This window comes from Paraburkholderia sp. PREW-6R (assembly GCF_039621805.1).
In the GTDB taxonomy this organism is placed as follows: domain Bacteria; phylum Pseudomonadota; class Gammaproteobacteria; order Burkholderiales; family Burkholderiaceae; genus Paraburkholderia.
Map to the genome: position 1 here is coordinate 1189455 of NZ_CP155073.1, position 26707 is coordinate 1216161.

The 26707-nt window shown below is 64.9% G+C and carries 20 protein-coding genes; 16 read left to right on the forward strand and 4 right to left on the reverse strand.

The features are described 5' to 3' along the window. Positions 1-27 precede the first annotated feature (27 nt). From AAGS40_RS05195 to AAGS40_RS05240, 10 genes are all read left to right on the forward strand, one after another. Positions 28-2346, forward strand: coding sequence for a cellulose biosynthesis cyclic di-GMP-binding regulatory protein BcsB (locus AAGS40_RS05195; protein ID WP_345813646.1), 2319 nt, complete (start codon positions 28-30; stop codon positions 2344-2346). Then, positions 2343-4535 (forward strand): glycosyl transferase family protein, encoded by a 2193-nt coding sequence (locus AAGS40_RS05200; protein WP_345813647.1) that lies wholly within the window; start codon positions 2343-2345, stop codon positions 4533-4535. The genes AAGS40_RS05195 and AAGS40_RS05200 overlap by 4 nt, the downstream gene beginning before the upstream one ends. Beyond that, a complete protein-coding gene (locus tag AAGS40_RS05205; RefSeq protein WP_345813648.1) occupies positions 4532-7105 on the forward strand; it encodes a bacteriophage N4 adsorption protein A in 2574 nt (857 codons plus the stop codon). Before AAGS40_RS05200 ends, AAGS40_RS05205 begins: the two co-directional genes overlap by 4 nt. 19 nt (positions 7106-7124) lie before the next feature. Further along, the gene (locus tag AAGS40_RS05210) at positions 7125-7847 is read left to right on the forward strand and encodes an alginate O-acetyltransferase AlgF (RefSeq protein WP_345813650.1); all 723 of its coding nucleotides are present in this window, start codon (positions 7125-7127) and stop codon (positions 7845-7847) included. A gap of 294 nt (positions 7848-8141) precedes the next feature. After that, complete coding sequence (locus AAGS40_RS05215) at positions 8142-9170, forward strand: twin-arginine translocation pathway signal (protein WP_345813651.1); 1029 nt, start codon at positions 8142-8144, stop codon at positions 9168-9170. Then, a complete protein-coding gene (locus tag AAGS40_RS05220) occupies positions 9170-10396 on the forward strand; it encodes a cell division protein FtsQ (protein ID WP_345813652.1) in 1227 nt (408 codons plus the stop codon). The genes AAGS40_RS05215 and AAGS40_RS05220 overlap by 1 nt, the downstream gene beginning before the upstream one ends. A 5-nt stretch (positions 10397-10401) precedes the next feature. After that, complete coding sequence (locus AAGS40_RS05225; RefSeq protein ID WP_345813653.1) at positions 10402-12060, forward strand: MBOAT family O-acyltransferase; 1659 nt, start codon at positions 10402-10404, stop codon at positions 12058-12060. A gap of 33 nt (positions 12061-12093) precedes the next feature. Continuing rightward, complete coding sequence (locus AAGS40_RS05230) at positions 12094-12330, forward strand: acyl carrier protein (RefSeq protein WP_345813654.1); 237 nt, start codon at positions 12094-12096, stop codon at positions 12328-12330. A gap of 7 nt (positions 12331-12337) precedes the next feature. Beyond that, positions 12338-13843 carry a D-alanine--poly(phosphoribitol) ligase gene (locus tag AAGS40_RS05235; RefSeq protein WP_345813655.1) on the forward strand — a complete coding sequence of 502 codons (1506 nt, stop codon included), beginning with the start codon at positions 12338-12340 and terminating at the stop codon, positions 13841-13843. 70 nt (positions 13844-13913) lie between these two features. Further along, complete coding sequence (locus AAGS40_RS05240) at positions 13914-14753, forward strand: hypothetical protein (RefSeq protein ID WP_345814272.1); 840 nt, start codon at positions 13914-13916, stop codon at positions 14751-14753. 39 nt (positions 14754-14792) lie between these two features. On the opposite strand, the gene AAGS40_RS05245 is transcribed toward AAGS40_RS05240, so the two are convergent. Further along, positions 14793-15428: a LysE/ArgO family amino acid transporter gene (locus AAGS40_RS05245; protein ID WP_345813656.1), complete on the reverse strand. Its 636-nt coding sequence runs from the start codon at positions 15426-15428 to the stop codon at positions 14793-14795. A gap of 97 nt (positions 15429-15525) precedes the next feature. Here AAGS40_RS05245 and AAGS40_RS05250 point away from each other — a divergent pair, with 97 nt between their 5' ends. Continuing rightward, a complete protein-coding gene (locus AAGS40_RS05250) occupies positions 15526-16419 on the forward strand; it encodes a LysR family transcriptional regulator ArgP (protein ID WP_345813657.1) in 894 nt (297 codons plus the stop codon). A gap of 56 nt (positions 16420-16475) precedes the next feature. Here the strand turns inward: AAGS40_RS05250 and AAGS40_RS05255 are convergent, their stop codons facing one another. Further along, positions 16476-17864 (reverse strand): NAD(P)/FAD-dependent oxidoreductase, encoded by a 1389-nt coding sequence (locus AAGS40_RS05255; RefSeq protein ID WP_345813658.1) that lies wholly within the window; start codon positions 17862-17864, stop codon positions 16476-16478. A gap of 144 nt (positions 17865-18008) precedes the next feature. Between AAGS40_RS05255 and AAGS40_RS05260 the strand changes: the two genes are divergently transcribed. From AAGS40_RS05260 to AAGS40_RS05270, 3 genes are all read left to right on the forward strand, one after another. After that, positions 18009-18980, forward strand: coding sequence for a LysR family transcriptional regulator (locus AAGS40_RS05260; RefSeq protein ID WP_345814273.1), 972 nt, complete (start codon positions 18009-18011; stop codon positions 18978-18980). Between the two features lie 293 nt (positions 18981-19273). Further along, positions 19274-20857 (forward strand): cytosine permease, encoded by a 1584-nt coding sequence (locus AAGS40_RS05265; protein WP_345813659.1) that lies wholly within the window; start codon positions 19274-19276, stop codon positions 20855-20857. Positions 20858-20931: 74 nt separating this feature from the next. Further along, positions 20932-22323 carry an FAD-dependent oxidoreductase gene (locus AAGS40_RS05270; RefSeq protein ID WP_345813660.1) on the forward strand — a complete coding sequence of 464 codons (1392 nt, stop codon included), beginning with the start codon at positions 20932-20934 and terminating at the stop codon, positions 22321-22323. 114 nt (positions 22324-22437) lie between these two features. Here the strand turns inward: AAGS40_RS05270 and AAGS40_RS05275 are convergent, their stop codons facing one another. Beyond that, the gene (locus AAGS40_RS05275) at positions 22438-22809 is read right to left on the reverse strand and encodes a cupin domain-containing protein (RefSeq protein WP_345813661.1); all 372 of its coding nucleotides are present in this window, start codon (positions 22807-22809) and stop codon (positions 22438-22440) included. 190 nt (positions 22810-22999) lie between these two features. Here AAGS40_RS05275 and AAGS40_RS05280 point away from each other — a divergent pair, with 190 nt between their 5' ends. Next, positions 23000-24424 (forward strand): aldehyde dehydrogenase family protein, encoded by a 1425-nt coding sequence (locus AAGS40_RS05280; RefSeq protein ID WP_345813662.1) that lies wholly within the window; start codon positions 23000-23002, stop codon positions 24422-24424. Positions 24425-24454: 30 nt separating this feature from the next. Here the strand turns inward: AAGS40_RS05280 and AAGS40_RS05285 are convergent, their stop codons facing one another. Further along, on the reverse strand, positions 24455-25405 hold the full coding sequence (locus tag AAGS40_RS05285; protein ID WP_345813663.1) for a LysR substrate-binding domain-containing protein: 951 nt from the start codon (positions 25403-25405) through the stop codon (positions 24455-24457). Between the two features lie 116 nt (positions 25406-25521). Here AAGS40_RS05285 and AAGS40_RS05290 point away from each other — a divergent pair, with 116 nt between their 5' ends. Next, positions 25522-26694 carry a M20 aminoacylase family protein gene (locus AAGS40_RS05290; RefSeq protein ID WP_345813664.1) on the forward strand — a complete coding sequence of 391 codons (1173 nt, stop codon included), beginning with the start codon at positions 25522-25524 and terminating at the stop codon, positions 26692-26694. Positions 26695-26707: the final 13 nt, after the last annotated feature.

Here is a 26707-nt window from a genome sequence, read left to right on the forward strand (position 1 = left end):
GCTTGCGCCTCAAACTAGAGAAAAAACGTGATTTTCGAAACGTCAGCGCGCCGCCACACGCGCATCAAACTGAATCTGCTTGCCGCATCGCTGCTGCTTGCCGGAACGACCTCCGCTCAGTCCCAGAGTCAGGCGCAGACCCCACCGCAGTCTCTCGCTCGTTCCCAAGCTCAAGCTCAAGCGCAGGCTCAGTCCGGCGCTCAAGCCCAGCCACAAGCCCAGCCACAGGCTCAGCCACCCGCCGACATTGCCGCCAGTTTCGCGCAAGCCGGCAGCGGCCGTCTTGCGACACGCACGGTCTCGCTCGCCGAACTCGGCATGCGCGATCCGATCGTGCTGCATGCGCCAGACGGGCGTCAGGAACTCTATCTGCCGGTGCCCGCCGGCGTGGCGCTCAGTGACGCCACCCTGCAGATCGACGGCAGCTACCTGCGCGGCAACGGCGGACGCACGACCATGCTGGTGTCGCTCGACGGCTCGCCAGTACTGTCGCGCAGTCCCACCCAGGATCAGGGCGACGGCTCGGCGAGCATCGGCGTGGATGGCGCAGCGCGCGCCAACGGTTTCGTGCGCGTGGGTCTCGACTGGTCGTCGGTCATCAGCGACAACATCTGTACCGATCAGACCGCGATCGGCAATGTCTGGCGCATCGCGCCAAGCTCGCGACTGACGTATCGCTACGATCCGGACTCGGTGGTCGATCTGCGCAGCGCGTGGAGTGCCCTGCCGCACAAGCCGGTCGTGATGCTCGGCGCGCGCGCGCTCGCCGCGCCCGCCTTCGACGCAGGCTGGCGCGTCGAAGCGCTGCTGCAGCGCGAAGGACGCGCGCCGCTCACCCGCGCATGGCCGGTGGCAGGCGACACCGTGGACCTGACCGGTATCGACGTGCCGGCGCCGCTGCGCGCGATCCCGGCGTTTGCCGCGCTCGCCACGGGCGGCTCGCACAAGCTCGCGAATCCGGCGGAAGCGGGCGCGCTGGTCTTGCTCACGCCGCGCTCCGGCTTCGCGCCGGACGTGATTGTCGCCGACGATGCGCTGCGCGACACATTGAAGACGTCGCTCGACGCGTTGCGCGACCAGGTCGCGAGCGTCCAGCCGAATGCCGCCGATGCGTTCGACGCGTGGCGTGCCCGCGCGATCGCTCCGATCGTGCAGCCGCTGGCTTCCGGCGAAGTGCGGCTCGCGCATCTCGGCGGCCAGACCGCGATCGTGGTGAGCGATGACGACGGCGTCGCGGTACTGGCGCGCACGTGGCGTCCGATCGACGTGACGAGCCGCCTCGTCGTGCATCAGCTCGACAATGCGCCGAACGCACGCGGCGATGAAATCGCGCTGTCGCTGCTCGGCGGCGAGCCGCGCACGCTCGACGTTCAGGGGCGCGCCACGTGGGACGCCAGTTTCGACCTCGGTGCGGCATCGGGCAACGGCAAACTGCCGGGCGCCGTGGTGCTGGACGTGGCCGCATCGCCCACGTCGAACAACAGCGCGCAGACGGCGTCGGTTTATTTCAACGACGTGCTGATCGGCTCGCAACTGCTCGCCGCGAACGGCAAGCCGCAGCGGATCACCGCGCATGTGCCGCATTACGCGCTCGCGCCGAACAATCTGCTGCGCGTCGTGTTCCAGCGTCAGCCGGACGGCGGTTGCCAGCCGCGCGATCTGGGCCATCCGGTCGCCGTGTTGCCGAGCAGCCATCTGACGCTCGTCGACGCAAAGATCGACGACGACTTCACCGGCATGGTGGCGCGCTTCGCATCGGAAGCAAATGTGATCGTGCCGGCCGCCTATCTGAAGGACGCCACCGACGTGCTGCCGCGTGTCGCACGCCTCGCGAACGCAAGCGGCATTGCGCCGACGCGCGCTAACTTCAGCGTCGCGAAAGACGGCGAGGCGGTGAGCCCCAAAGGCGCGTTCCTCGCCGCCGACGTTACGCTCGCCGACGAAAAGGCGCTCGCGCATCTGTCGAAAGACCGGCTTTCGCTGACCGACGCGTCGGGCAGGATGCTCGCGGACGTGTCGGGCCTGAACCGCGTGGGCGTGATCGAAGCGGTGAAGTCGGGCACCGTACCCGGCATCGTGTATCGCACCGTGGGCGACACCGCGGCGATCCTGCCGGCTTCGCTGCAACTGTCGCGCGGCGACGTGGCGATCGTGGACGGCAGCGGCACCTTGCGCCAGTTCGATACGCGTCATCCCGGCGAAGTGGTGCAAGCCGAAGACGCCGACAGCCCGTGGCTGATGCGTGACTGGCTGCGTTGGGGCATCCCGGCGGCGCTCGTCGGCCTGCTGATGCTGTTGCTGCTGATCGCCAACGTGGCGCGTCGCAGGAATCGGGACAAGTCGTGAGCATCGCGCTGATCAAATGGTATGCGGGCTACGCCGTCGCCCACTACTACGAAGGGCTCGAGTACGTCGCGGCGGCGGTGGCGGCCATCATTCTGCTGTCCAGCATCGACGATCTGTTCATCGACGCATGGTACTGGGTCCGTACGCTGTACCGCCGCCTGACGGTGCAGCGCACGTACAAGCCGCTCACCACTGCGCAGCTCTATCAGCGCGAAGAACAGCCGATCGCGATCATGGTGCCCGCGTGGCACGAGTACGACGTGGTCGCGGCGATGATCGAGGACCTAGTTCGCGTGATGGACTACCGCAATTACGTGGTGTTCGTCGGCACGTATCAGAACGATCCGGAGACCATCGCCGAAGTGGAGCGCATGCGCCGCCGCTACAAGCAGTTGCGCCGCGTGGAAGTGCCGCACGACGGGCCGACCTGCAAGGCCGACTGCCTGAACTGGGTCATCACGGCGATCTTCAAGTACGAGCGTGAAGCCGCGATCGAATTCGCCGGGGTCGTGCTGCACGATAGCGAAGACGTGCTGCACCCGCTCGAACTGAAATTCTTCAACTATCTGCTGCCGCGCAAGGACATGATCCAGTTGCCGGTGGCGTCGCTGGAGCGCAACTGGTTCGAACTCGTGGCCGGCACCTATATGGACGAGTTCGCCGAGTGGCACGCCAAGGACCTCGTGGTGCGCGAAAGCCTGGTCGGCTCGGTGCCGTCCGCGGGTGTGGGCACCTGCTTCTCGCGGCGCGCGCTGCTCGCGCTCGTCGCGGAAACGGGCAACCAGCCGTTTAATACCGAGAGCCTCACAGAAGACTACGATGTCGGCGCGCGCCTCGGCAAGCTCGGCATGCAATCGATCTTTGCGCGCTTTCCCGTGCAGTTCGCCACGCGCCGCAAGGCGTGGTTCGGCCTCGGCAAGGAACGCGACATCACGGTGACGATGCCGCTGTGCGTGCGCGAGTTCTTCCCGGATACCTTTCGCACTGCCTACCGGCAACGCGCGCGCTGGACGCTCGGCATCGGCCTGCAAGGCTGGCAGCAGACCGGCTGGAGCGGCTCGCTCGCGAACCGTTACCTGCTGGCGCGCGACCGCAAGGGAACCGTCACTGCGTTCGTCGGCATCATTGCGTATGTCCTGGTGATCCAGTTCCTGCTGTTCGCGCTCGCCGGTCTGCTCGGCTGGATGCCGGAGCTGATCGCGTCGCCGTTCTCCGATGCGGGCTGGCTGCAGGCGCTGCTGTACGCCAATGGCTGCGCGCTGGTGTTGCGCGTCGTGCAGCGCGTGTACTTCGTGACCCGCCTGTACGGCTGGGAGCACGGTGTGCTGAGCGTACCGCGCATGGTAGTGGCGAACTTCATCAACTTCATGGCGGTCTCGCGCGCGTGGAAGATGTTCATCACGCACCTCGTCACGGGCAAGCGGCTGGCATGGGACAAGACCATGCACGACTTTCCGTCCGCGGACGGTTTCAACAATCGCCGTCAACGGTTGGGTGAACTGCTGCTCTCCTGGCAGGCCATCGATCCAGACAGACTCGAGCAGGCGCTCGGTGAAAGCCACGCGCGCGAAGCGCCGCTTGGCCGCGTGCTGATGGCCAAAGGCTGGCTCGACGAGGAAACGCTCGCGGAAGCGATCGCATTTCAGGCCGATCTGCCGCGTGGGCGTTTGTACGCCGAAAAGCTTCAGGAGGACGCCGCACGGCTGCCGCTCGAAGCCATCGTGCGCTATCGCGTGTTGCCGCAGACCGACCCGGCCAACGGCCGCACGGTTCTGCTTACCGCGAGCCCGCTCGCCGAGCCTGCTCTTGCCGAACTGAGCGCGTTGATGCCGGGAACGTTCGTGCAGGAGATCGTGCGCGAAGGCGAGATCGCAGCGGGCTTGCGGCTGCTGCGTGGTGTCGGCGTCGCGACGCCCATGGTCGACGGCGCGCAGGCGCCCGAAGCGGCCGCGCCGATGCATGACGAACACGCGCCGGCGCGCAGTGTGCCGCTGATCGGCGATCTGCTGATCGAGAACGGTCACGTCAGGCGCGGGGACTTCGAGGCAGCCATGCAGCACTACCGTCCGGACCGCCACGGTTTGATCGGGGACTACATGGTGGCGCGCGAAGTGATTTCTCGCGCCGCACTCGATAACGTAATCCAGCAACAGCGCCGCCTGCAGGGCGCTCCGACGGCATCCGAATGATCCAGACAGTTTTTGAACAGCGCGCGGCAATGGCGTGCGCTTCGCGGGCAGCTTCGGCAACCACAGCGTCATCGGCACCGGCCATCGCGCCCGCACGGGCGTTTCCGTTGCGCGCAGCGACCGCCGCGCTGATGGCCGGCGCGCTGTGCCTCGGCCGCACCGCATCTGCGCAAGCCACGGACGCGATACCGGTGCTTGCCGCATCTGTGGAGGAGCCGTTGCCGCTGAGCGGCGCGGCTTATCGCGTGGCGCAGGACGCTTACGCCGCCTACGGCCGCGGCGACTACGCCACTGCGGTCTCGCGCGCGCGCGAAGCGATTCGCCAGCGGCCCGACGTGGTGTCGTTGCGCGTGCTGCTCGCCAATTCACTGGCCGCGCAACGTCGCTATAACGAGGCGAGCCGCTCGCTCGGCGACGCCATCGCGACGATCGGCCATCACCCCGCGCTGGTGTTGCGCCGCAAGCAGATCGACGCGCTGAATGCGTCCACGCGTGCCGTGGCGCGAGGCGGCCGCCCGTTGCCGGGCGACCCGGATGCGCTGCGCGGTCCCGCGCTCGTCGCCGCGCAGCAGGCCTACAAGGCCTATGCCGCGAAAGACTTCGTGGGCACGGTGAAATACGCGAACGAGGCAATCGCGCTGCGGCCCGACCTGTTGCGCCTGCGTCTGCTGCTGATCGACGCGGCGAGCGCCGCCGGTCAGGACGCCGATGCATGGCACGCCGACCTCGAAGCCACTCGACGTTTCGGCGACAACGAAGATTTGCGCGTACGCCGCAGCTTCATCGGCAGCCGCCTCGCGCCGAAGGCGTCGGGCGACTCGTATGCGGCGCGCAAGAAGGGCGATGACGCCCGCGCGACGGCGCTCGCGCGCCAGGCAGTAGCCTATGCGCCGGATCTGGTGGGCTACCGCATCCAGCTGATCGACACGCTGTTCGCCGCGAACGATCTGGCGGGCGTGCAGGCGGCCGCGACCGATGCAATCACCGCGGACAGCACGGAAATCATGCCCTTCGTGTTGCGCGGCTATGCACTGGCCGCGCAGGGCAAGATCGACGAAGCCGACGCGGATTTCGCACAGGCGTTGAAGTCGAAAGATGCGACCGCGCGCAACAGGCGGGTGGCGAGCGTGGTCATCGCCGACGTATGGCTCGCCGAAGGGCGGCCGCAGCGCGTGCTCGACGTGCTCACTCCGCTAAAGACCGTCGGCGACGACACGGACCCGCCGATCGCATTGCGCCTCGCGCAGGCGCGCAGGATGCTGGCGCGGGGGCAGGCTTCTGCGACGCCTGTCGATCCCGCACGTCGCCCCGTGATCGACTGCGTCGTCGACCAGTTCGGCGCCAGTTGCGACGTCTATGCGGCCGATCCTGGTTTCGCGGCGGCACGCGCGGCGAGTCTCGCCGCTGCCGCCAACGACAAGACCCGCGCCGTCGGCTTCGCACGCGAAGCGGTGAAGGAGGCGCCGGACGATCCGCAGCATCGCGTGGAACTGATCAACGCGCTCAGCGCGGCGGGCGACGACCGCGCCGCGGCACGCGAAGCGCACAGCATGATCGACGCCGGCATGCTCGACGCGATGCCTGACATGACGGCGGCGTACATTGCATCGCGCGCCGGCGACGAGCGCGTCGCTTACCAGCGCTTCGCGATGGCCGACAAGGCCGGCACGTTGCCCGCGAGCGCGGATGCCGACGCCGGCTATGCCGCGGTGAACGCGCATCGCAATCGAGAGGCCGCGCAGTATTTCGGGCGCGCGATCGACAACGGTGCGCAACCGACCGACGACACGCCCGCGGCCACGCCCGCGCAACTGAACGACATCCGCAGCGCGCACGCCGAGGCCACGCGCGACTGGGGCTTCGACGCGTCGGTCAATTATCGTGGCGCGGGCATGCAGCCGGGCTTCGCGTCGTCGCCGACACCCGGCACGTCGAATAACTGGCAAAGCGGTGTGGAAGCATACTGGCGGCCGTTCGGCAGCCTCGGCGACCGGATGTTCGAACTCTACGCGCGCGGTTATGAAAGTTTCGGTGTGAAGAGCGGGCCGAGCGGCGTGTCGACGTTGCAAGGTTCGGTGGGCGCGCGCGCCAAGCCGTTTTCTCAGATCGACGCGATTGTCGCGTTCGAGCGGATCATTCCGGTCGGCTCGGCGGTGCGTCCCGACTGGCTCGCGCGCCTCGCGTATTCGGGTGGTGTAGGTATCGAACGCCGCGTGGATGTGCCGTCATGGTGGACCGCGCAACTCTATGCGGAAACGGGCGCGTATCTGAACGCCGGTTCCGTGTACGGCACGACCAATCTCGAAGTGGGCCGCACGTTCCGCATGGACCGTTATAGCCCGAAGTGGACTGTGTTCCCGTATGCGGTGATCGGTGCGGACTATGACTCGAGCATCGATCACAGCTTCCCGGTCGGCGCCGGCGTCGGCATTTCGACGCGCTACTGGATGCGCGACGGCAAATACGATGCGCCGCGCTCTTACATCGATCTGTCGCTGCAATACCGGCTGAAAATCACCGGCGACGATCGTGCGCGCGGGGTGTTCTTCGGCCTGATCTACTCGTATTGAACGCATGAAAACGAAACGCATGATGAGAACAATCAGCCTGAACCGTTCGAAGTGGGCTGTCGCAATCGCGGCGCTCGTGCCAAGTCTCGTGTTCGTGCCTCGCGCACATGCGGCGGCCGACGACGTCGCCAGTCTGTATGGGCCGCAGCCGCCCGCCAACGCGTCGTATCTGCGCGTGCTGAACGCGTCGTCACAAGCGGCGCATGTCGCGCTTGCCGGCAGCGAAGCGCCGCAAACCGTCGCGCCGGGTGCCGTCACGCGCTTTAGCGTGTTGACGCAGGGTACGGGGGCGCGTGTTAGCGTCGACGGCAAGGTGCTCGCCGACGCAGGCGCCGCGAACCCGTCTGCCCATGCCGGCGACGCCGTGACGGTGGCGCTGAGTCACGATGCGAAAGGCTGGCACGCGACGTGGGTCGTCGGCCGTTATGAGCGTGCTGACGGTCTTAAGGCGACACTACGCGCGTTCAACTTTGCGCCGGGTTGTAGCGCGAAGATCAGCGTGGACGGCAACGGTCCGATTGTGTTCGCGCAGATAGCAACGGGCGCACAGGATGCGCGCACGATCAATCCGGTCAGCGCGAAACTGGTCGGACTGTGCGGTGCGGCTGCGGCGAGTGCGGCGCTGCCGCTGCCGACGCTTTCCGCCGGCGACAGCTACAGCGTATTCGTCACCGGCGACGCACATAGACCGGTACTGACGGGCGCGCTCGATACGCTCGCGTGGCCGCCGGCCGCGAAGTAAGCGGCACGCGTTCTGCAGCGTTGTGGGCTGCAGTGCGGCAGCGTCGCGGCAGCCATCAGGCAAGACGGCGCGCAAGCCCGACACGATGCGGTGCGAACCAACGTAGTACGAATGAATCGGTACGAACGCACGTAGTACGAACAAATGCAGGTCCAAACGAATCCGTAAGAACACACGTAGCGAAAAAGCAGATGCGTCATCTTTGCAACACGTCAGGACATCCGATCGCCGCGCGGGTCGTGCTCGCGAGGTGCGGCGCGTCGTTGCTTCACATCAGCCACGGGGTCCCAAAAAATGACTGATTCCAGCAGTTCGTTTCAACCGCCGTCTGTTCATGCTCGAGCCGTCGACAGCGGCCGCCGCCGCCTGTTGCTCACGCTGGCCGCCGCGCCGTTCGCCGGTGCAGTCTCAATGATGCCGCGCCGCGCGCTGGCAGCGGCTTCGTCGAGCGTGATCGAGGGCCGCAATCTGTGGCTCTATCCCGGCTGGGAAAGTCTCACCGACGACGCCACCGCCGATTGCCTGAAAGCGATCGACCTGATCCATCAAACCACGGACAAGCTCGCCGCGCGCGGCATTCGCAGCGTGATCGTGGTCGCGCCGCTAAAAGGGCGGGCGTGCGCGGAAAATCTGCCGGCCGGCGTCGCGTTGTCCGACGGCGTCACGAAGCGCTTTGCCGCCATGCGCGCGCAGGCCGCGTCGTTAAATCTGGCGCTTGTCGATTCGGTCGCGGCGATTGCCGGCGTCGACGCATCGCAGGAAAAATACATTCGCGCCGACTACCACTGGAGCGGCCATTCCGCCGAGGCGGTTGCGTCGCGCGTCGCCAAACGGCTGGCCGGCATGGGGCCGCTGAAGGGCAGTGCGGGTTCGGGCACGCGACTCGGCAAGTGGAACGAAGAAGTGCGCTATGGCGACCTCGCGGCGCTGCTGCCGCCGGATAAAAAGCAGGCGGTCGGCAAGGATCATTTCATCGTGCGCTCGGCGGGCGCGTCGCCGGGTCTCGTCGACGGCGGTGCGCCAGTCGTGCAGGTGGTCGGCAACAGCATGGTGCAGCCCTACCTCGGCTTTCCGCAGAAGCTCTCCAATGCGATCGACCGCCCGGTCGGGCTCACGTGGACGTTCGGCGACACCGGCCCGTGGAAGACGTTGCTCAACTATCTGGAGTCGCCCGCATATAAGGCCAATCCACCGCAGGCGATCGTCTGGCAGTTCAACGAAGGGCAGATGATGAACCTGCCGTCCGCGGCCGGGCAATGGGACGCCACGTCCGTGATGTCCGAGGACGCTTTCCTCGCGCGCGTGACAAAGGCGACGGCCTGATGAGCGAGTCAGTCGGACGACGCGCGGCACGCACGGAGGCCGCTGCGCAGGGCCCGACCGCGCCGACGACGCAGGCCGCCGCGCGCGCACACCGGCGCGTCGCATGGCTCGTCGCGTTGCTGCTCGGCGCGGGCTGCGTGGCCGCGCTGACGTCGCTTTTTATGCAGGCGCGCGATGGCGTGTCGTCCGCCGCGCCTGTCGACGCGCGCGGCTGGCGCGACGGCAGTCTGGGCCGCAGCATCGACCGCGCGATCGACGTGCCGTACGCCGCCACGCTGCACCGCTGGCAGGCGGCGGCCCGCTATCGCCTGTTCGGCGACCTCGGGCGGCAGGTGCGCGAGGGCTGCCCCGGCTGGCTGTTCTACGCGGATGGTCTGAGCGCGCCGGTGCAACCGGGTCATGATCCCGTCGAACGCACGGACGGCGGCGATGGGCTGACCGACGCACGCATCGCCACGCTGCATCGCTACGCCGACGCGTTGCGTGGCATGGGTATCCAGTTGCTGGTGGTGACGGTGCCCGACAAGGCGCGCGTGGAAAGCGAAGCGCTATGCGGGCTTCGGCAGGACGCGCGCATGACGCAGCGTCTGACCGTCTGGAATCGCGCGCTAGATGCCAGCGGCGTTGCGCATGTGAATCTGTTGCCCGCGTTGCAGGCCGCGCGGCCCGCATACTTCCGCACGGACGTGCATTGGAACGCGCGCGGCGCGCAAGCGGCTGCGCGGGTAGTGGGCGCGGCCGCGCTGCCCATGCTGGGCAAGCGCGGCGACACGCTCTTTGCACACACGGCGACGCCGCCCGCACCGCGTGTCGGCGATCTGCTCACGCTCGCGAATCTCGACAAGGTGTCCGACGCATGGCGTCCCGCACCCGACATGGTGGCCGTGCAGACGTTGCACGCGCAACGAAGCGGCGGCCTGCTCGACGACGCGCCTTCGGCCGACGTGTTGCTCGCGGGCAGTTCGTTCTCGCGGCGCAGTGCATTTGCCGAACGGCTCGGCGAGCAGCTCGGCCGCGAAGTGTGGAACGTGAGCGTGGACGACGGGCAGTTCGACCGTGCGCTGCAGGCCGTGTGGCGCGAGCGCGCGACATGGCCGAAAAGTGTGCGCGTGGTGATCTGGGAGATGTCGGAAGACGCGCTGTCAATGCCGGCCGATACCGCCGCTACCCATGCCGCCGCCATTGCCACGACCGCTGCTTTCGCACCCGTCGCGAGCAAGGACTGACGCCCATGCTATTCAACTCGTTCATCTTCCTCACGCTGTTCCTGCCGCTCGCGCTGGTTGGCTACTATCTGCTTGGTCAGCGCCTGCCGCGCGCGGCGGCCGCGTGGCTGTGCGGCGCGTCGATCGTGTTTTACGGTTGGTGGACGCCGGCATTCGTCGGCCTGCTGCTGGGTTCGATCGTATTCAACTACGCAATGAGTTGCGCGATCGTCGCCGCACCCGCTCAGTCCGCGCGACGTCGCAGGCTGCTTGCTTTCGCCATCACGGCCGACCTCGCGCTGCTGGTGCGCTACAAATATCTGGCAACGCTGCTCACGACGCTCGTGCACGCCAGCGGGATTGCGCCTCATGGCTGGATCGAGCACGGAATGCACGAGGTCATTTTGCCGCTCGGCGTATCGTTCTTCACGTTCACGCAAATCGGCTATCTGCTCGATTGCAATGCAGGGATCGTGAAGCAACGCGACCCGCTCGGGTATGTGCAATTCGTCACGTTCTTTCCACATCTGATCGCAGGGCCGATCCTGCATCACAAGGAAATGATGACGCAATTCGCGCAGCCGTCCACGTACCGGCTGAAAGCCGAGAATCTGTCGGTTGGCGCGTTCGTCTTCACGATCGGACTCGCGAAGAAGGTGCTATTTGCCGACACGATCGCGCCGTTCGCCGACGCGGGGTTCGCCGCGCCGCATGAATTGCAGGGATTCGCCGCGTGGGGCACGTGCATAGCCTACGCGCTGCAGCTCTATTTCGACTTCTCCGGCTATTCGGACATGGCCGTCGGGCTCGCGAAGATGTTCGGCGTGCGCTTTCCGCTCAATTTCAATTCGCCGTTCAAGGCGGCCAGCATCATCGATTTCTGGCAGCGCTGGCACATGACGCTTACGCGTTATCTGACCGCCTATCTGTACTACCCGATGGCGATGCGCATCAATCGCCGCCGGGCATTGCGCGGCTTGCCGATTGGCCGCCTCGCGCAACGTTCGACGAGCGGCTTTCTGTCCACCGTCGCGTTACCGACCTTCTACACGATGGCGCTCGCCGGCGTGTGGCACGGCGCGGGTCTGCAGTATCTGATCTATGGGCTGCTGCACGCTGCCTATCTGACCGTGAATCACGCGTATCGCGCGTGGCGTGCTTTTCCGCTGGCTTCTTCTCCGACAGTATCCGCGAACCCTGCCGCGACCGCTTCCGCGAAGCGTCAGCCGGCAGCAAAGGCGCTTGGCGCCCGCGTTCGCCACATGGTCAACGTGCTACTGACCTTCGTTGCCGCACTTGTCGCGTTCGCCTTTTTCCGCGCGCACGGAGTCGGCGATGCACTTGCGCTGCTGCAAGGCATGGCAGGCTTTCACGGCTTCGAGTCACCGGGCTGGCCGGCCTGGGACGCCGCCGGTATGGACTTCGGCGCATGGCTGCATCTGGTTGCAGGCCGTTCGACGCTCGCGCTGCTGATCGCCGGGATGTTGCTGATCGTCTGGTGCGCGCCGAACTCGCATCAGTTGATGGGACGCTTTTCGCCCGCGCTGGAGCGCGCGGCCGAAGGTGTGCCCGCCTCGCTAACGTGGCGGCCGTCGCTGCGCTGGAGCATCGCGATGGTTGGCATGCTGGTGTTCTGCGTCGCGCAGTTGCACGGCGAAGTGCGTTTCCTTTACTTCCAGTTCTGAAGACCGGAACGACGTTTTCATCAGGATAAAAATATGACTCAAAACGATACGTTGCGCGCCGAGGTGGCCTCGCTCGTCGAATCTGTCGTGCTGCGGCCCGTGCAGGATGACGAACTGCTGCTCGAAACCGGGCTGGTCGACTCCGTGCTCGCGGTGGAGATCGTGATGGGCGTCGAGATGCAATTCGGCGTGCGCATTCCGCCGACTGAAATTGCCGAACACCTTGCTTGCGTCGATGCGCTGTGCGCGTTCATCGACGCGAATCGCTAGACCCCTGATGCGATTCGATCTGAGCGCAAGCCGCTTCGTTGAAACCGGCGATCGTGCCGACGGGGAAGCCGACACGCTCGCGGTGATCGGCGCCGACCGCGCATTGCACTGGCGCGAACTCGCTGCGCAGGCACATGACTGGGCCGGCCACGCACGCACGTGCGGAATCGCCGCCGATGTGCCGGTGATCGTGCGAGGTCACAAGGAGGCGGCTTTTTTTGTCGCAATGACCGGTGCGTTGCTGCTCGGCGCGCCATTCGTGCCCGTCGATACGATCTATCCGGATGAGCGGTTGCGGCGCATCGCCGCCACACTCGGCGCGCAGATCTACTACGACGCGCAGCGCGAGCGTTTTGTCGATCTCGCCGGACACGAAGTGTCCTGCGAAGCGGCGCGGGCCTGTGCGCCGCAACCGCTGCGGGAGAAAAATCTCGCTTACGTGCTGTTCACGTCGGGGACGACCGGCGAGCCGAAAGGCGTGCAGATCGGCCGCGAAAGCGTGGCTGCGCTCGCCTGCTGGATGGTGGAAGATTTCGCGCTCGGCGATTCGCCGGTGTTCCTGAATCAGGCGCCGTTCAGTTTCGATCTGTCGATGTACGAAGTATTCGGCACGCTTGCGCTCGGCGGCACGATCGTACTGGCCTCGCGTTCGCTGACCGCGCAAAGCGGCACATTTCTCGCCGCGCTCGCGCGTCACCGCGTCGACACATGGGTGTCCACGCCGTCTTTCGCGCAGCAGCAGTTGCTCAATTCGCAACTCTCCCGGGAAGGGCTGCCGTCGCTGGCGACGTTTCTGTTCTGTGGCGAAGTGCTGCCCGCCGCGCTCGTTCGGCAGTTGCGTCAGCGCTTTCCGTCGGCGCGCATCATCAATACTTACGGACCGACCGAGGCGACGGTCGCCACGACATGGATCGTCGTGGACGACAAGGTGCTCGCGGAGCACGCGCGTCTGCCCGTCGGCTACGCCAGACGCGACGCCGAAGTGTTCGTGGATGATGGCGAGTTATGTATTGCGGGTCCGCACGTGATGCGCGGCTATCTGAACCGCGACGACCTGAACGCGTCGCGCATGTTCATGCATCATGGCCAGCGCGCGTTTCGCACGGGCGACCTCGGCGCGGTGGAGGGCGACGGCCTGCTCTTTTGCAATGGCCGCATGGACGACCAGATCAAGATGGGAGGTTACCGGATCGAGCTGATGGAGATCGACGCGGCGTTGCGCGCGTTGCCGGGCGCCGCCAGCGCGGCGGTGGTGCCGCTGCGGCGACCCGACGGCTCGGTCGCGCGGATCGTTGCATTCGTCGCGACCGGCGACGACGACGGCCGCTTGCCCGACGCGCTGCACGACTGGAAGGCCAGGCTGGCAGAGCGGCTGCCGTCGTATATGATCCCGTCAGAATTGCTTGCCTGCCGCGCGTTGCCGGTATCGGTGAACTTCAAGATCGATCGCGCGCAACTTGCCCAGGATTATCGTGACGCCCATCTCAACACACAGCGCCAACCGCGTGCATAGTGCGCGCGGCGCTGGCCCGAACAGGCCGGAGCCCGACTCGCCGCGCCGCCGCGCCTTGCTCGCTGCGGGCATGGGCGCGGCGTTGCTGTACGGCTGCTCGGCGCCGGGCCCGGGCGATGGCGGTGCGCTCGCACAGGGCGTCGTCTGGCAACTCGACGAGGATCATGTCGACCCGCATGGCGAGTGGAACCGCCTGGGCGTGACAGACCTGCTGATTCAGTGGACGGCCGTGGACGACACGTCGTTTCTGCCGGTCGGCGAAGCGCAGGCGGCCGCCGGTTTGCGAAGCGCCGCGCGTTCGCCGGACTGGACGCGCATTGCCGCTGAGCCGTGGGCACGTAATGTGATCGTCGGCCTCGCGGGGCGGTTCGACGAAACGTCGGCGCGTGCGCAGGCGGCGCAACTGATCGAACAGTCGAGAAAGCTCGCGGCCGTGCGGCCCGCGTTGCATGTCGACGGATACTATTTTCCGGTGGAGATCGATCCGACCTGGCAACGCGCGGCGGCGCTCGGGCCGTTGCTCGACGCGCTGCCGCGGCCGTTATGGATCAGCGTGTACGACAACACCAACATCGGCGGCACGGCGCTCGCGGCGTGGCTCGATGGCTGGTTGCCGCATCACGTCGGCGTCTTTCTGCAGGACGGCTGCGGAGTTTACGCGCGCGGTCCGTCGGCGGCGCGCGGCTATGCGGACGCGCTGGCAGCACGGCTTGGCAACGAGCGGGTGCGGATCATCGCCGAAGCGTTCCGCCCGGCCGAGGGCGGCGCGTTCCGGCCGGCTACCGCGGCCGAACTTGCGCCCCAGCTGTTCGCGTATCGCGGTTACCGGACCTATCTGTTCGACGGTCCGCACTATGTGTCGCCGCAACTCGTACAAGACCTGCTGGATCTGCAGGCGGCGGAGAACTAATACGGTTGATCGCGTGTGTGAAGGGTCTCGCCTCGGGCCTCAACGCAACTGCGTGACGGCCAGCAGCAGCACCATGCTGCCAATCGCGCCATCCAGCACGCGCCACGCCAGCGCCCGGCGGAAAAGCGGCGCCAAGGCGCGCGCGCCGTAACCCAGACCCACGAACCAGATGCCGCTCACCGCCATCGCGCCGAGCGCGAAGGCGACTCGCGCCCCGGCTGGTTCTCGGGCACCGGCCGTGCCGATCAGCAGAAACGTGTCGAGATAGACGTGCGGATTGAGCCATGTAAAGGCGAGTGTCATCAGCACGATCGGCACTGCGCGTTGCACCGGCGCGGCTGTTGGGCCTTGCGCGCCGTGGTCCGCGCCGGCGTCCATCACCGCATGGGTGGGCCGCACCGCACGGCGCAGCGCGCTGATGCCAAACCACGCGAGATAGGCGAGGCCGACATACAGCAGCGCGTGAACGAACGCAGGATAGCGCTCCACCAGCACCGACGCGCCGCCAACACCCGCGCCGATCAGAATGAAGTCCGACAGCGCGCACAGCGCCACGATCTTGCCGACATGCGAGCGCATGATGCCCTGACGGAGCACGAATGCATTCTGCGCTCCAATCGTCACGATCAGCGAGGCGCACAAGGCGGCGCCGTGGGAGAAAGACAACCAGTTCATAAACGGTCCACTAGACGGGGGAAGCAATTCTGGCTAGTCTGCCGTCTGGCGCCTCATAAGCAAAGCTCATTTCTCTAAAGCAGATTAAGGAACGCTAATGCTCGACTATGCGTTGCTGGATGCGCTCGCCGCAGTGGTGCGTCTCGGTTCGTTCGACCGCGCGGCGAGCGAATTGAACGTGACGCCCTCCGCGGTCTCACAGCGGGTCAAGCTGCTGGAGGAGCGGGTGGGCAGCGTGCTGGTGAAACGCGGCCAGCCGTGTGTCGCCACCCCGTCCGGCGCGCTCCTGTGCCGGCACACGGAAAGGGTGCAGTTACTCGAAGCGGAACTGACCGGAAAGATGCCGGCGCTGCCGGGCGCGCTGGCGGCGGCGTGGCCGGCATTGCGCGTAGCGGTCAATGACGATAGCGTCGGCACCTGGTTCATCGACGCGGTCGCGCCATTTTGCGTCGAACGGGAAATGTTGCTCGATCTGGTGATCGACGATCAGGACCACACTGCCGAGCGCATTCGCGACGGCAGTGTGCAGGGTGCGGTCACCACGCAGGCCGAACCGGTGCAGGGCTGCCGCTCCACGCGGCTGGGCCGGATGCGTTATATGGCGGTGTGCTCGCCGGATTTGCGCGCGCGCTATTTCGCCGATGGCGTGACGCGCGACAGTTTGCGGCGCGCGCCCTGTGTGGATTTCAATCCGAAGGACCAGTTGCAAAAGCGCTTCATACGGCGCATCACGCGTGCGGAGGTGGAGCCGCCGCTGCACTGGATTCCGCACGTGGCCGGCTTTATCCGCGCATGCGTGACCGGTCTGGGTTGGGGCATGTGCCCCGAGCGCATGATTGCATCGCATGTCGAGTCCGGCGAACTCGTGGAGCTGGCGCCGGGCAAGCACATCGACGTGGATCTGTACTGGCAGAGCTGGCGCTTGTCGATCGGTTGGCTCGACGAGTTCGGCGCGATGTTGCGTCAGCGCGCCGTGCAATTTCTGGATTGACCCTGCGCGAGCGGCCGCACGTAAAAGCGCCGCGCGTGCACGTGTCAATGCATGGATCAGTGCAGGCGAATCACCGGATGCACACGTCTGCGCAGCCAGTGGCTCGCGGTGTCGAGCGCCATGCGTGCAAAGCCGGTAAGCGTCATCACGTGCCGACGATAGACGAGCTTGTAGACCGCAGTCGCCACCCAGCCGTCGACGAACACGGGCCGCGTCAACAGGCGGCTGCCAAGGTCGCCGATCGTGCCCTCGCGGCCGAAACCGACCAGCGTGCCCGCGTCGCGATAGACGAATTCCGGCAGCGGCTGACCCGCGACCCTGCACTTCAGCGCGCGCGCCAGAAACTGCGCCTGCTGATGCGCAACCTGCGCGCGGGGCGCGAGAAACGTGCCGTTTACGCCGGCAGGGCAGGCCGCGCAGTCGCCGAGGCCGAAGATATTCGCGTCGTTCGTACATTGCAGCGTGCGAGCGACCCGCACCTGGGCGTTGCGGTTCACGGCCATGCCGTCGAGCGTGCGAAACACAGGCGGCCCCGCGATACCGGCGGTCCAGATCGTGATGTCGCAGGCGAGCGGCGCGCCCCGTTCCGTGATCACCGCGTCCGCGCGCACTTCGGTGATGCGTGTGTTGCTCAACACTTCGACACCGAGACCGGCGAGCATACGCTGCGCGCGTGCGGAGATCGTGTCCGACAGCGCGGGTAATACACGGTCGCTGCTTTCTATCAATCGAACACGAAAGTCGCGCACTGGATCGAGCGAAAACGGGCTATAGCGGTTAAGCAGGCGCACGGTGTCGCGCAACGCCGCCGCGAGTTCGACACCGGTCGCACCGGCGCCGACGATGTTGATCGATACCGGGGTATCCGCTTGCGCGGTCTGCACACGCCGGGCGTGGCTTGCGCGCAGACACGCATCGAGCAGCTTGCGGCGGAACGCTTCTGCGTGCGCCACCGATTCGAGCGGCAGTGCATGCTCGGCCGCGCCTGGCACTCCGAAATATTGAGTGACGCTTCCCATTGCGAGCACCAGTGTATCGAACGGAATCTGGCGGGAAGGCAGGATTTCGCGGCCGTTGGCGTCGTGAAGCGCGTCGAGCGTGATGTACCGGTTCGAGCGATCGAGCGAAGAGAGTTCGCCCTGTTCGAATTCGAAGCCATGACGCTGCGCCTGCACCGCATAGTGCAACTGATGCGTAGCGGGATCGAGGTGGCCGGACGCGGCTTCATGCAGCAGGGGCTTCCAGAAATGGGTAGGCCAGCGATCGACCAGTACGACCTGTACAAGCCCCGATCGACCGGGCGTCCGGGAAAGACGCGTAGCGAGCCCAAGACCTCCCACGCCGCCGCCGACGATCACAATGCGATGCGGTTCAATCTGCTCGTTGCGGCGACCCGTGCGCGCATGGTGCGCGGTGGCTGTGCGCTGCTGATCGACTGCGTTCATGGCGCTACCCTCCTGTGGATGTGCGACGAACCACGGAGTCGCGCTATCACCGATATTGCTGCGGCTCGTCTGGCAGGCCAGTATAGAATCGGTGGAAACAGCAGCACAATTCAATGTTTATACGAAACATATAGGTTTTTACTTATTTTGAAAGCGGCTACATTCCGGCAACTGAAAGCGTTGCACACTATCGCGAAGCTCGGCAGCGTGTCGCGCGCAGCGGAAGAACTGAAGCTCACGCAGCCTGCCGTTTCACTGCAGATTCGGCTGCTGGAAGATGCGGCAGGTGCGCCGTTGCTCCAGCGCGTGGGCCGCGGCGTTCAGCTCACGGCGGCCGGCGAAATCCTTGCGCGTTATGCGCTCGAAATTCTCGACCTCTGGAACGGCGCGGCGGACGACCTTGCGGCGTTGCAAGGCGAGCAGGGCGGCACGCTGCGAATCGGCGCGATTACCACCGCTGAATATCTGATTCCGCCGTTCCTCGTGCGCTTTACGGAACAGCGTCCGCAAGTGAAAGTGCAGTTCAAGGTCGGCAATCGCGCGGACATCATCCGTATGCTGGCGACGCATGAAATCGATCTCGCGATCATGGGTAGCGCGCCGCGTGAGTTGCGCACCGTGGCGACAGCCTTCGCCAGGCATCCAATGGCGTTCGTTGCGTCGCCTGCGCATCCGCTGATGAAGAAAAAGCGCCTGTCACTCGACGATCTGCAGAACGCCAATCTGTTCGTGCGCGAACGCGGTTCGGGTACACGTTCGACGGTGGAAAATCTGTTTCGCCTCGCGGGCCACAAGTTGCACATCGGCTCCGAGTTATCGAGCAACGAGGCCATCAAGCAACTGGTCGAAGCCGGGCTCGGTATCGCGTTCCTGTCGCTGCATGCGTGCTCGCTCGAGTTTCAGGCGGGTTTGCTCGCGCTGCTGCCGTTGCCCGCGAATCCCATTGAACGTGACTGGTATGTGATGCATGTCTCCGACAAGCGCCTGCCACATGTCGCCAGTCTCTTTCGCGATTTTCTGCTCGAGCATGGAAGCTCCGGCGAAGTACCGGTGCCGCTACCAACGCTCGCGGCCGTGAAGCGTCGCCGCCAGGCGCGAGTATCGGGCGACCTGTAGGGCGGGCGTAACGCGACGCGCTGAACGGCAACGTTCTCACTATTCGCTTCGACGTTTGCGCTTGCCGGCATCGGCGGGAAGTCTCCGGCGTGGCTTTCTGGTGCCCCGAGGACCCATGCTGGGCGGGCCGGGAAGGTTACATCGCCGCATATCGAAGTAAAGGTTGGGCAGCCGATATTTTTGCCCGCCGCGATTGTCTTTACAGTGGCGTCCAGACATCTGAGAAAGAGTGGACGCCATATCCCCATGGCGAGCCATCGTGATTCACCTGGCCGTTACAGGAGTCGGAGACAATGAGCAGCAACAGCATCACGACAGTCGAAACCTTCGGTTTCGAACGCATTCCGGATCGCTCACGCTATGCGCGGCCGATCGACCTGTTCCGCTTGCTGTTCGGCGGCTGCAATACATTTTCGACGTCGGTGCTGGGCAGTTTTCCCGTGCTGCTCGGTTTGTCGTTCAAAGCCGGTGTGTGGTCGATCGTGCTCGGCGTGGTAATCGGTTCGTGCATTCTCGCGCCAATGAGCCTGTTCGGCCCGCGTAACGGCACGAGCGACCCCGTGTCGTCGGGCGCGCACTTCGGTATTCACGGCCGGATCGTCGGCTCGTTTCTGGCGGTGCTGACCGCAATCGCATTTTTTTCGCTCGCGGTATGGAGTTCGGGTGACGCATTGGTGGGCGGGGCCAATCATCTGCTCGGCCTGCCGGTCAACTGGATGACACTCAGTGGCGCGTATGGTCTTTTTGCGGTGCTGGTGCTAACCGTGTGCGTGTACGGCTTTCGCTTCATGCTGTGGGTCAACAAGATCGCGGTGTGGGCGGCGAGTCTGCTGTTCGTGGTGGGTCTCTTCGCATTCACGGGTTCATTCAATAGCGCTTATGCCGGCAAGGTGGCGCTTGGATCGGCAGGCTTCTGGCCGGCTTTCGTGGCCGCGGTGCTGGTCGCGATGAGCAACCCGGTGTCGTTCGCATGCACGCTCGGTGACTGGGCCCGCTATATCCCGGAAGATACGCCGAAGCAGCGCACCATTGTCTCGGTGATGCTTGCGCAACTGGCCACGTTCGTGCCGTTCTTCTTCGGACTCGCCACGGCGACGATCATCGCCAGCAAAGCGCCGGACTTCATCACGTCGAATAACTACGTGGGCGGCCTGCTTGCCATCTCGCCGAACTGGTTCTTCCTGCCGGTGTGCCTGATCGCAATCATTGGCGGCATGTCCACGGGTACGACCGCGCTATACGGCACGGGCCTCGACATGTCGAGCATGTTCCCCAGGTTCCTGAACCGCGTGCGCGCCACGCTGCTGATCGGCAGCCTCGCGATCGGCTTCATCTTTCTCGGGCGCTTTGCATTCAATCTGGTCGAAAGCGTGTCCACGTTTTCGGTGCTGATCAATGTTTGCAGTTGCCCGTGGATGGTGATCATGATCATCGGCTTCGTCACGCGGCGCGGGTTTTATCTGTCCGACGATCTGCAGGTCTTCAATCGCGGCGGGCGCGGCGGTCACTACTGGTTCACACACGGCTGGAACTGGCGCGCAATGGGTGCGTGGATCCCGAGCGCGGCAATCGGCCTGGCATTCGTCAATCTCCCGGACCAGTTCGTCGGACCGCTTGGGCAATTCGCCGGTGGGCTCGACATCAGCATGCCGGTTTCGCTGGTGCTCGCTGCGGCGCTGTATATCGGTCTGCTGCAATGCTTTCCCGAGCCGGACGGCGTATATGGTCCGCTCGGCCGACGCTGGGTGCGCGGCGGCTCTCAGCACAATGTGGTCATGCATCCGGTCGTGCCGGCCAGCCGGCAAAAAGATGTCGCGACGCAGCGTGTCGCGCGAGGTGAGCGCGAGGCGGAACTCGACACGCAGGACGCCGGTTGAAATGCGCCGTGTCGAGCGGGAGAATCTGGAAAGTGCAGTACATGTATGGCAATCAAATCAGGTAGGCAAACAGGATGAACGATTCGGTCAAGCGCGCGTTTGAAGGAGTAAAGCTGTTTCCGTTCTGGTTGGACAATCCGCGCGCGCCGGCTGTCGAACGGGAACTGATCGGGCCGACCACGGCCGGCCTGGTCGTCGTGGGCGGCGGCTTTACCGGCTTATGGGCTGCAATCCAGGCAAAAGAGGCAGACCCTTCGCTCGACGTCGTACTGGTCGAAGCGGGCAAGGTCGCGTACGGTGCGTCGGGGCGTCCTGGCGGCATCATCTCGACATCGGTGATGCACGGGCTGCCGAACGCTACGCGCGTTTTTCCGCAGGACCTGGACGTGCTGGAAAAACTCGGCCAGGAGAATCTCGACGGCTTCAAGGATTCGCTCACGCGTTACGGGATCGAAGCGGACGTCGAGTGGAACGGCGAGATGACGGTGGCGGTCGATCCGGGCCACCTCGGTCATCTGAAGGGCGACTATGAATTGCACGTGGCGCATGGGCACGACGTGGTGTTGCTGGACAGCGAGGCCGCGCGCGAACAACTCGACTCGCCGCTATTTGCGGGAGCCATGTGGTCGCGCAATCGCAGCGGGACGATTCATCCGGCCAAACTCGCGTGGGGGCTGAAAGCCGCGGCATTGAAGCTCGGCGTGCGTTTGCACGAGCATTCGCCGATCACGCGTCTCGAAGATCGCGGCGCAACGATGATCGTTCACACGCAGTCCGGCCGGATTGAAACGCCGCGCGTGCTCCTTGGCACCGGTACCGCGGATGTAGGCGTGACCGACATCAAGCGGCGCGTGATGCAGGTGCGCGATCACATCATTGCCACTGCTCCGTTGAGTGACGAGCAGATGGCGCGGATCGGCTGGAAGAACCGTCAGGGCATTTACGACACGCGCACACAACTCAATTACTTCCGTCTCACGAAAGACAACCGCATCATCTTCGGCGGCCGCGTGAGCTACCACTTCGGCGGCGATCCGGATCCGGCGGCGGATCGCGACGAAAGTACCTACTACAAGCTCGCCGAAGCGTTCTACCGCACGTTTCCGCAGCTGGACGACGTGCGCTTCACGCATGCATGGGGCGGTCCGATCGACTACTGTTCGCGCGGCGCAGTCTTCGCGCGCCGCTATCACGGCGGCAAGAGTGTGTTCGTGGCCGGTTATACGGGTTTCGGCGTGGCGGGCAGCCGCTTTGGCGCAAAGATGGGTCTCGACATGCTGTGGAACCGCGATACGGTGATCACGTCGCTCGACATTTCGCGCAAGGGGCCGTCGTACATTCCGCCGGAGCCGCTGCGCTGGATCGCCGCAAAGATCACCTTTAATGCATTCGACGGCGCAGACGATCGCGGCGGCTGGCGGCGTCTGTGGATCAATTCGATCAAGGCGCTGGGTTTCCCGATGTAGTGCGCGGGTACGAGTGCATGGCCTGTCGGGCACACGTACTCGTGTATTTGCAACGCCGGGAAAGAAACCGCACCCCGATCGGCGCGGTTCCTTGTCAAGAAGCGGCTTCGCCGGTTATCCGCAATAGACGATGCTGTACTTCTTCGTGGCGACCGGCATGTGCCACGTGCCCGAGAAACCCTTGTGCAGGATAAAGGCGTCGCCGGCGGTATAGCGTTCGCTGCGGCCGTCGTCGCTCGTGATGATTACTTCGCCTTCGATCAGCACGCAGACTTCGTGGATCGGCAGGTCGGCCAGTTTCAGCGTGCCGGCGTCGCACTGCCAGACGCCCGCGGAGAGCATGTTGTCCGCGTCGGAGAAAGCATTCAACGCGTGCGGCGCCTTCGCACCGTCGAGCACGACGTCGGCGGGATCGTGCAGCGCAGGATTCAGACCGGATGCGCCGGGACCTTTGGCGTCGATGCGAGTGAAAGTGGGGGTGCTCATGTGTATCTCCTGGTTGATGGGATCGAAGTCGTCACCGTGAACTGACGCGACCGTTTGATCTGAAGCGGGAGTCTGAGCCAAAGGTGCTCTGCGATGAATTTCGATTTGAAGACATTCAGATTGAGCAGCGTCGATGTAACGGTCGATCGCGCCCGAGTCTGATCTGACCATTCCTATGAGGGACAAGCTCATGCAACACGCCACACAGTTTTATATCGACGGCCAATGGGTCGAGCCGCTGGAGCACGATGCCGTGACGCTCGACGTGATCGATCCGTCCACGGCCAGTGCATTCGCGCGCATTTCGCTCGGAAGCGCGGCCGACGTCGATCGTGCGGTTGCCGCCGCGAGGCGCGCATTTGATTCGTATAGCGAAACAACCGTCGCGCAGCGCATCGACCTGCTGCAATCCATTCTCGACGTGTACCGCAAGCGCTATGACGACATGGCGCATACGATCAGCCGCGAAATGGGGGCACCGCTGCAATTTGCGAACGACGCGCAAGCCTGGACCGGCGTCGCGCATCTGGAAACGATGATCCGCACGCTCGATACGTTCGAGTTCGAATACATGAAAAGCGGCATCCTGATCCGCAAGGAAGCGGTAGGGGTCTGCGGTCTGATCACGCCGTGGAACTGGCCGGCGCTGCAGATCACGACGAAGGTCGCGCCGGCGCTTGCGGCGGGCTGCACGATGGTGCTCAAGCCTTCGGAGCTGGCGCCGCTCTCCGGCATCCTGTTCGCGGAAATACTCGACGAAGCGGGCGTGCCGGCAGGTGTGTTCAACCTCGTGAACGGCGACGGCCGCACCGTGGGCGAAGCGATGTCCTGTCACCCGGACATCGACATGATGTCGTTCACGGGGTCGACGCGCGCGGGGGTGCAGGTCGCGAAGGCTGCGGCGGACACGGTGAAGCGCGTGCACCAGGAGCTGGGCGGCAAGTCGGCCAACCTGATCCTCGAAGACGCCGATTTGCGGCAGGCCGTCGTGCGCGGTGCGCGAGCCTGTTTCGACAACAGCGGTCAGTCGTGCGACGCACCCACGCGCATGTTCGTGCCTCGCGCGCGAATGGGCGAAGCGCTCGGCTACGCAAAAGAAGCGGCCGATGCACTGGTGGTCGGCCCCGCGAGCGCGAAGGGCGTCGACCTCGGCCCGGTGATCAGCGAGCAGCAGTTCGACAGGATTCAGCATCTGATTGATGTGGGAATCGAAGAGGGAGCAACGCTGGTCGCGGGCGGCGCGGGGCGTCCTGAAGGTCTCGGTGCAGGCTACTTCGTGAAGCCCACTGTTTTTGGCAATGTCACGCCGGACATGACGATTGCGCGTGAGGAAATCTTCGGACCTGTGTTGTCGATCTTGCCGTACGACTCCGAAGACGAAGCCATTGCAATGGCGAACGACAGCCTTTATGGTCTGGCGGGCTATGTGCAATCAGGCTCGATCGAGCATGCACGCGCCGTTGCCAGACGTCTGCGCACCGGCACGATCTATCTGAATTACGCGGACTACAACCCGGAAGCGCCGTTCGGCGGCTTCAGGCAATCGGGCAATGGCCGAGAGTACGGCGAGTTCGGTTTGGAAGACTTTCTGGAGATCAAGGGCGTGGTGGGTTAGGTGGGCCCACTCCGCGCCCGCCGCGTCGTGCTAAAGCAGTAATTCGATCGAATGAAACAGGCGGCGTTGCTCCGGCTCCTGCGAGCGCGCCCCTTCGTCGATCACGTCACGCAGGCAGTCGAGAAAACACGCTGCTGCTGGGCTCGTCGGCGCGCCACGGCGTGAAGTGATGCTGACAATCGTCTCGTCCACCGTCTCGCGCAGCGGCAACGCCCACAGATTTTCTCGCGCGAGCGTCACCTCGACGAGCGGCCACGGGAAAATGCTCAGCATGTCCGTGTGTGTAATCAGGCCGAGCACGACGGCCAGCGAATGCGCAAGGTGAATCGTATGCGGCACTTTCATCCCGCGCTTGCGAAACACGTTGTCCGAAATCGACTCGCGGCTCGCTGGGTCCCAGTTCAGCACCCATTCCGCGTCTTCGAGTTCGAGCAGCGTGCGGCATCCCGCCTTCGGATGATCGCGCCGCGCGACCACGGCCGAGTGGGTGGAAAAGAGCGGTATGTTGTGAAACTCCGATTGCGGCGATGCGGGTGGCGGTCGCCCGATCGAAAAATCCAGACTGCCGTCGCGCAGGCGTGGTTGCACGACGGCCAGCAGTCCTTCGAAAAACTCCAGCTGGACTTCCGGCATGCGCTGGCGGAAGCGCTGCACGGTGGGCGGCAGGAACGTCAACGCGACCCAGGGCGTCACGCCGATCGACAGTTTGCCGGCTGCGGCGCCACGTAACGCGTCGATCTCCGCTTCCGCACGCTGCAACTGGCCGAGTACGACGCGCGCGTGCACCACGAGCGAACGCCCGAATTCAGTGAATGCGACACCGCTCGCGCTGCGCACCACGAGCGGCGCGCGCAGGTCGGCTTCGAGCTCGCGCATCGCCTTGGTGACGGCAGCCGGCGACAACCCTAGCGAACGGGCTGCGGCCCGGATACTTCCGGTATCCGCAATGGCGGCCAAGGTACTGAGTTGATGCAGTTTCATAAGGGAAAGCCCGGATCAGGTGGCAACCCGTGGTTGCTGCCGCAACGATTCTACGCCTGCCCCTCGAAAATCGGCGTCGTTATGCTTGGTCCACGCTTTCATTGACGGAGACACACGTGAACACCATGACCATTCCGGCGGGCATCGCCGAACTCGAAGACGAAATGATCGCGCTGCGCCACCAGATTCACGCGCAGCCCGAACTTGCCTACGAAGAGTTCGTCACGAGCGACCTCGTCGCTGAACGACTGGAGGCTTGGGGTTATACCGTGCATCGCGGACTGGGGCACACCGGCGTGGTGGGTCAAATTAAAGCAGGCAGCGGCACGCGCAAGCTGGGTCTGCGTGCCGACATGGACGCACTGCCGATTCACGAGACCACCGGGCTGCCTTATGCGAGCACGGTGCCTGGCAAGATGCACGCATGCGGTCACGACGGTCACACGGCGATGCTGCTGGCAGCGGCCAAACATCTGGCGCAGCAGAAGTGCTTCGACGGTACGCTGAATCTGATTTTCCAGCCGGCCGAGGAGGGGCAGGCCGGCGCAAAGAAAATGCTGGAAGACGGTCTCTTCGACCGGTTCCCGTGCGACGCCGTCTTTTCCATGCACAACATGCCGGGCTTTCCTACGGGCAAACTCGGATTCCTGCCGGGTCCGTTCATGGCGTCGTCGGATACGGTCATCATCAGGGTGACCGGGCGCGGCGGTCATGGCGCGGTCCCGCATAAGGCTGTCGATCCGGTCGTGGTATGCGCGCAAATCGTCCTCGCGTTGCAAACCATCGTCTCACGCAACATTGCGCCGCTCGACATGGCAATCATCACTGTCGGCGCGATTCACGCGGGCGAAGCACCGAACGTGATACCTGAAACGGCGGAAATGCGTCTCTCGGTACGTGCGTTGAAACCGCAGGTGCGCGACTATCTGCAGGAGCGCATCACGGCGCTCGCGTGCGGACAGGCAGCCGTCTACGGCGCGCGGGCCGACGTGGATTACCAGCGGCGTTATCCGGTGCTCGTCAACGACGCGGAAATGACGGGCCTCGCTCGCCAGGTGGCGCTCGACTGGCTCGGTGACGACGGCCTGATTCCCGACATGCAACCGTTGACGGGCAGCGAAGACTTCGCGTTCCTGCTCGAGCGGTGTCCTGGCAGTTACCTGATTATCGGCAACGGTGACGGCGAGGGTGGCTGCATGGTGCACAACCCGGGCTATGACTTCAACGACGAATGCCTCGCTACCGGCGCGGCTTACTGGGTTCGGCTTGCGCAGACCTTCCTGGTCTGACGTGTAGCGGCCT

What these genes read in the sequence shown, in the direction of transcription:
- AAGS40_RS05265 (WP_345813659.1), top strand. Translation starts at nt 19,274, where the DNA reads ATGAGCAGCAACAGCATCACGACAGTCGAAACCTTCGGTTTCGAACGC.
- AAGS40_RS05270 (WP_345813660.1), top strand. Translation starts at nt 20,932, where the DNA reads ATGAACGATTCGGTCAAGCGCGCGTTTGAAGGAGTAAAGCTGTTTCCG.
- AAGS40_RS05235 (WP_345813655.1), top strand. Translation starts at nt 12,338, where the DNA reads ATGCGATTCGATCTGAGCGCAAGCCGCTTCGTTGAAACCGGCGATCGT.
- AAGS40_RS05245 (WP_345813656.1), bottom strand. Translation starts at nt 15,428, where the DNA reads ATGAACTGGTTGTCTTTCTCCCACGGCGCCGCCTTGTGCGCCTCGCTG.
- AAGS40_RS05240 (WP_345814272.1), top strand. Translation starts at nt 13,914, where the DNA reads ATGGGCGCGGCGTTGCTGTACGGCTGCTCGGCGCCGGGCCCGGGCGAT.
- AAGS40_RS05250 (WP_345813657.1), top strand. Translation starts at nt 15,526, where the DNA reads ATGCTCGACTATGCGTTGCTGGATGCGCTCGCCGCAGTGGTGCGTCTC.
- AAGS40_RS05285 (WP_345813663.1), bottom strand. Translation starts at nt 25,405, where the DNA reads ATGAAACTGCATCAACTCAGTACCTTGGCCGCCATTGCGGATACCGGA.
- AAGS40_RS05230 (WP_345813654.1), top strand. Translation starts at nt 12,094, where the DNA reads ATGACTCAAAACGATACGTTGCGCGCCGAGGTGGCCTCGCTCGTCGAA.
- AAGS40_RS05205 (WP_345813648.1), top strand. Translation starts at nt 4,532, where the DNA reads ATGATCCAGACAGTTTTTGAACAGCGCGCGGCAATGGCGTGCGCTTCG.
- AAGS40_RS05275 (WP_345813661.1), bottom strand. Translation starts at nt 22,809, where the DNA reads ATGAGCACCCCCACTTTCACTCGCATCGACGCCAAAGGTCCCGGCGCA.
- AAGS40_RS05280 (WP_345813662.1), top strand. Translation starts at nt 23,000, where the DNA reads ATGCAACACGCCACACAGTTTTATATCGACGGCCAATGGGTCGAGCCG.
- AAGS40_RS05220 (WP_345813652.1), top strand. Translation starts at nt 9,170, where the DNA reads ATGAGCGAGTCAGTCGGACGACGCGCGGCACGCACGGAGGCCGCTGCG.
- AAGS40_RS05210 (WP_345813650.1), top strand. Translation starts at nt 7,125, where the DNA reads ATGATGAGAACAATCAGCCTGAACCGTTCGAAGTGGGCTGTCGCAATC.
- AAGS40_RS05215 (WP_345813651.1), top strand. Translation starts at nt 8,142, where the DNA reads ATGACTGATTCCAGCAGTTCGTTTCAACCGCCGTCTGTTCATGCTCGA.
- AAGS40_RS05255 (WP_345813658.1), bottom strand. Translation starts at nt 17,864, where the DNA reads ATGAACGCAGTCGATCAGCAGCGCACAGCCACCGCGCACCATGCGCGC.
- AAGS40_RS05225 (WP_345813653.1), top strand. Translation starts at nt 10,402, where the DNA reads ATGCTATTCAACTCGTTCATCTTCCTCACGCTGTTCCTGCCGCTCGCG.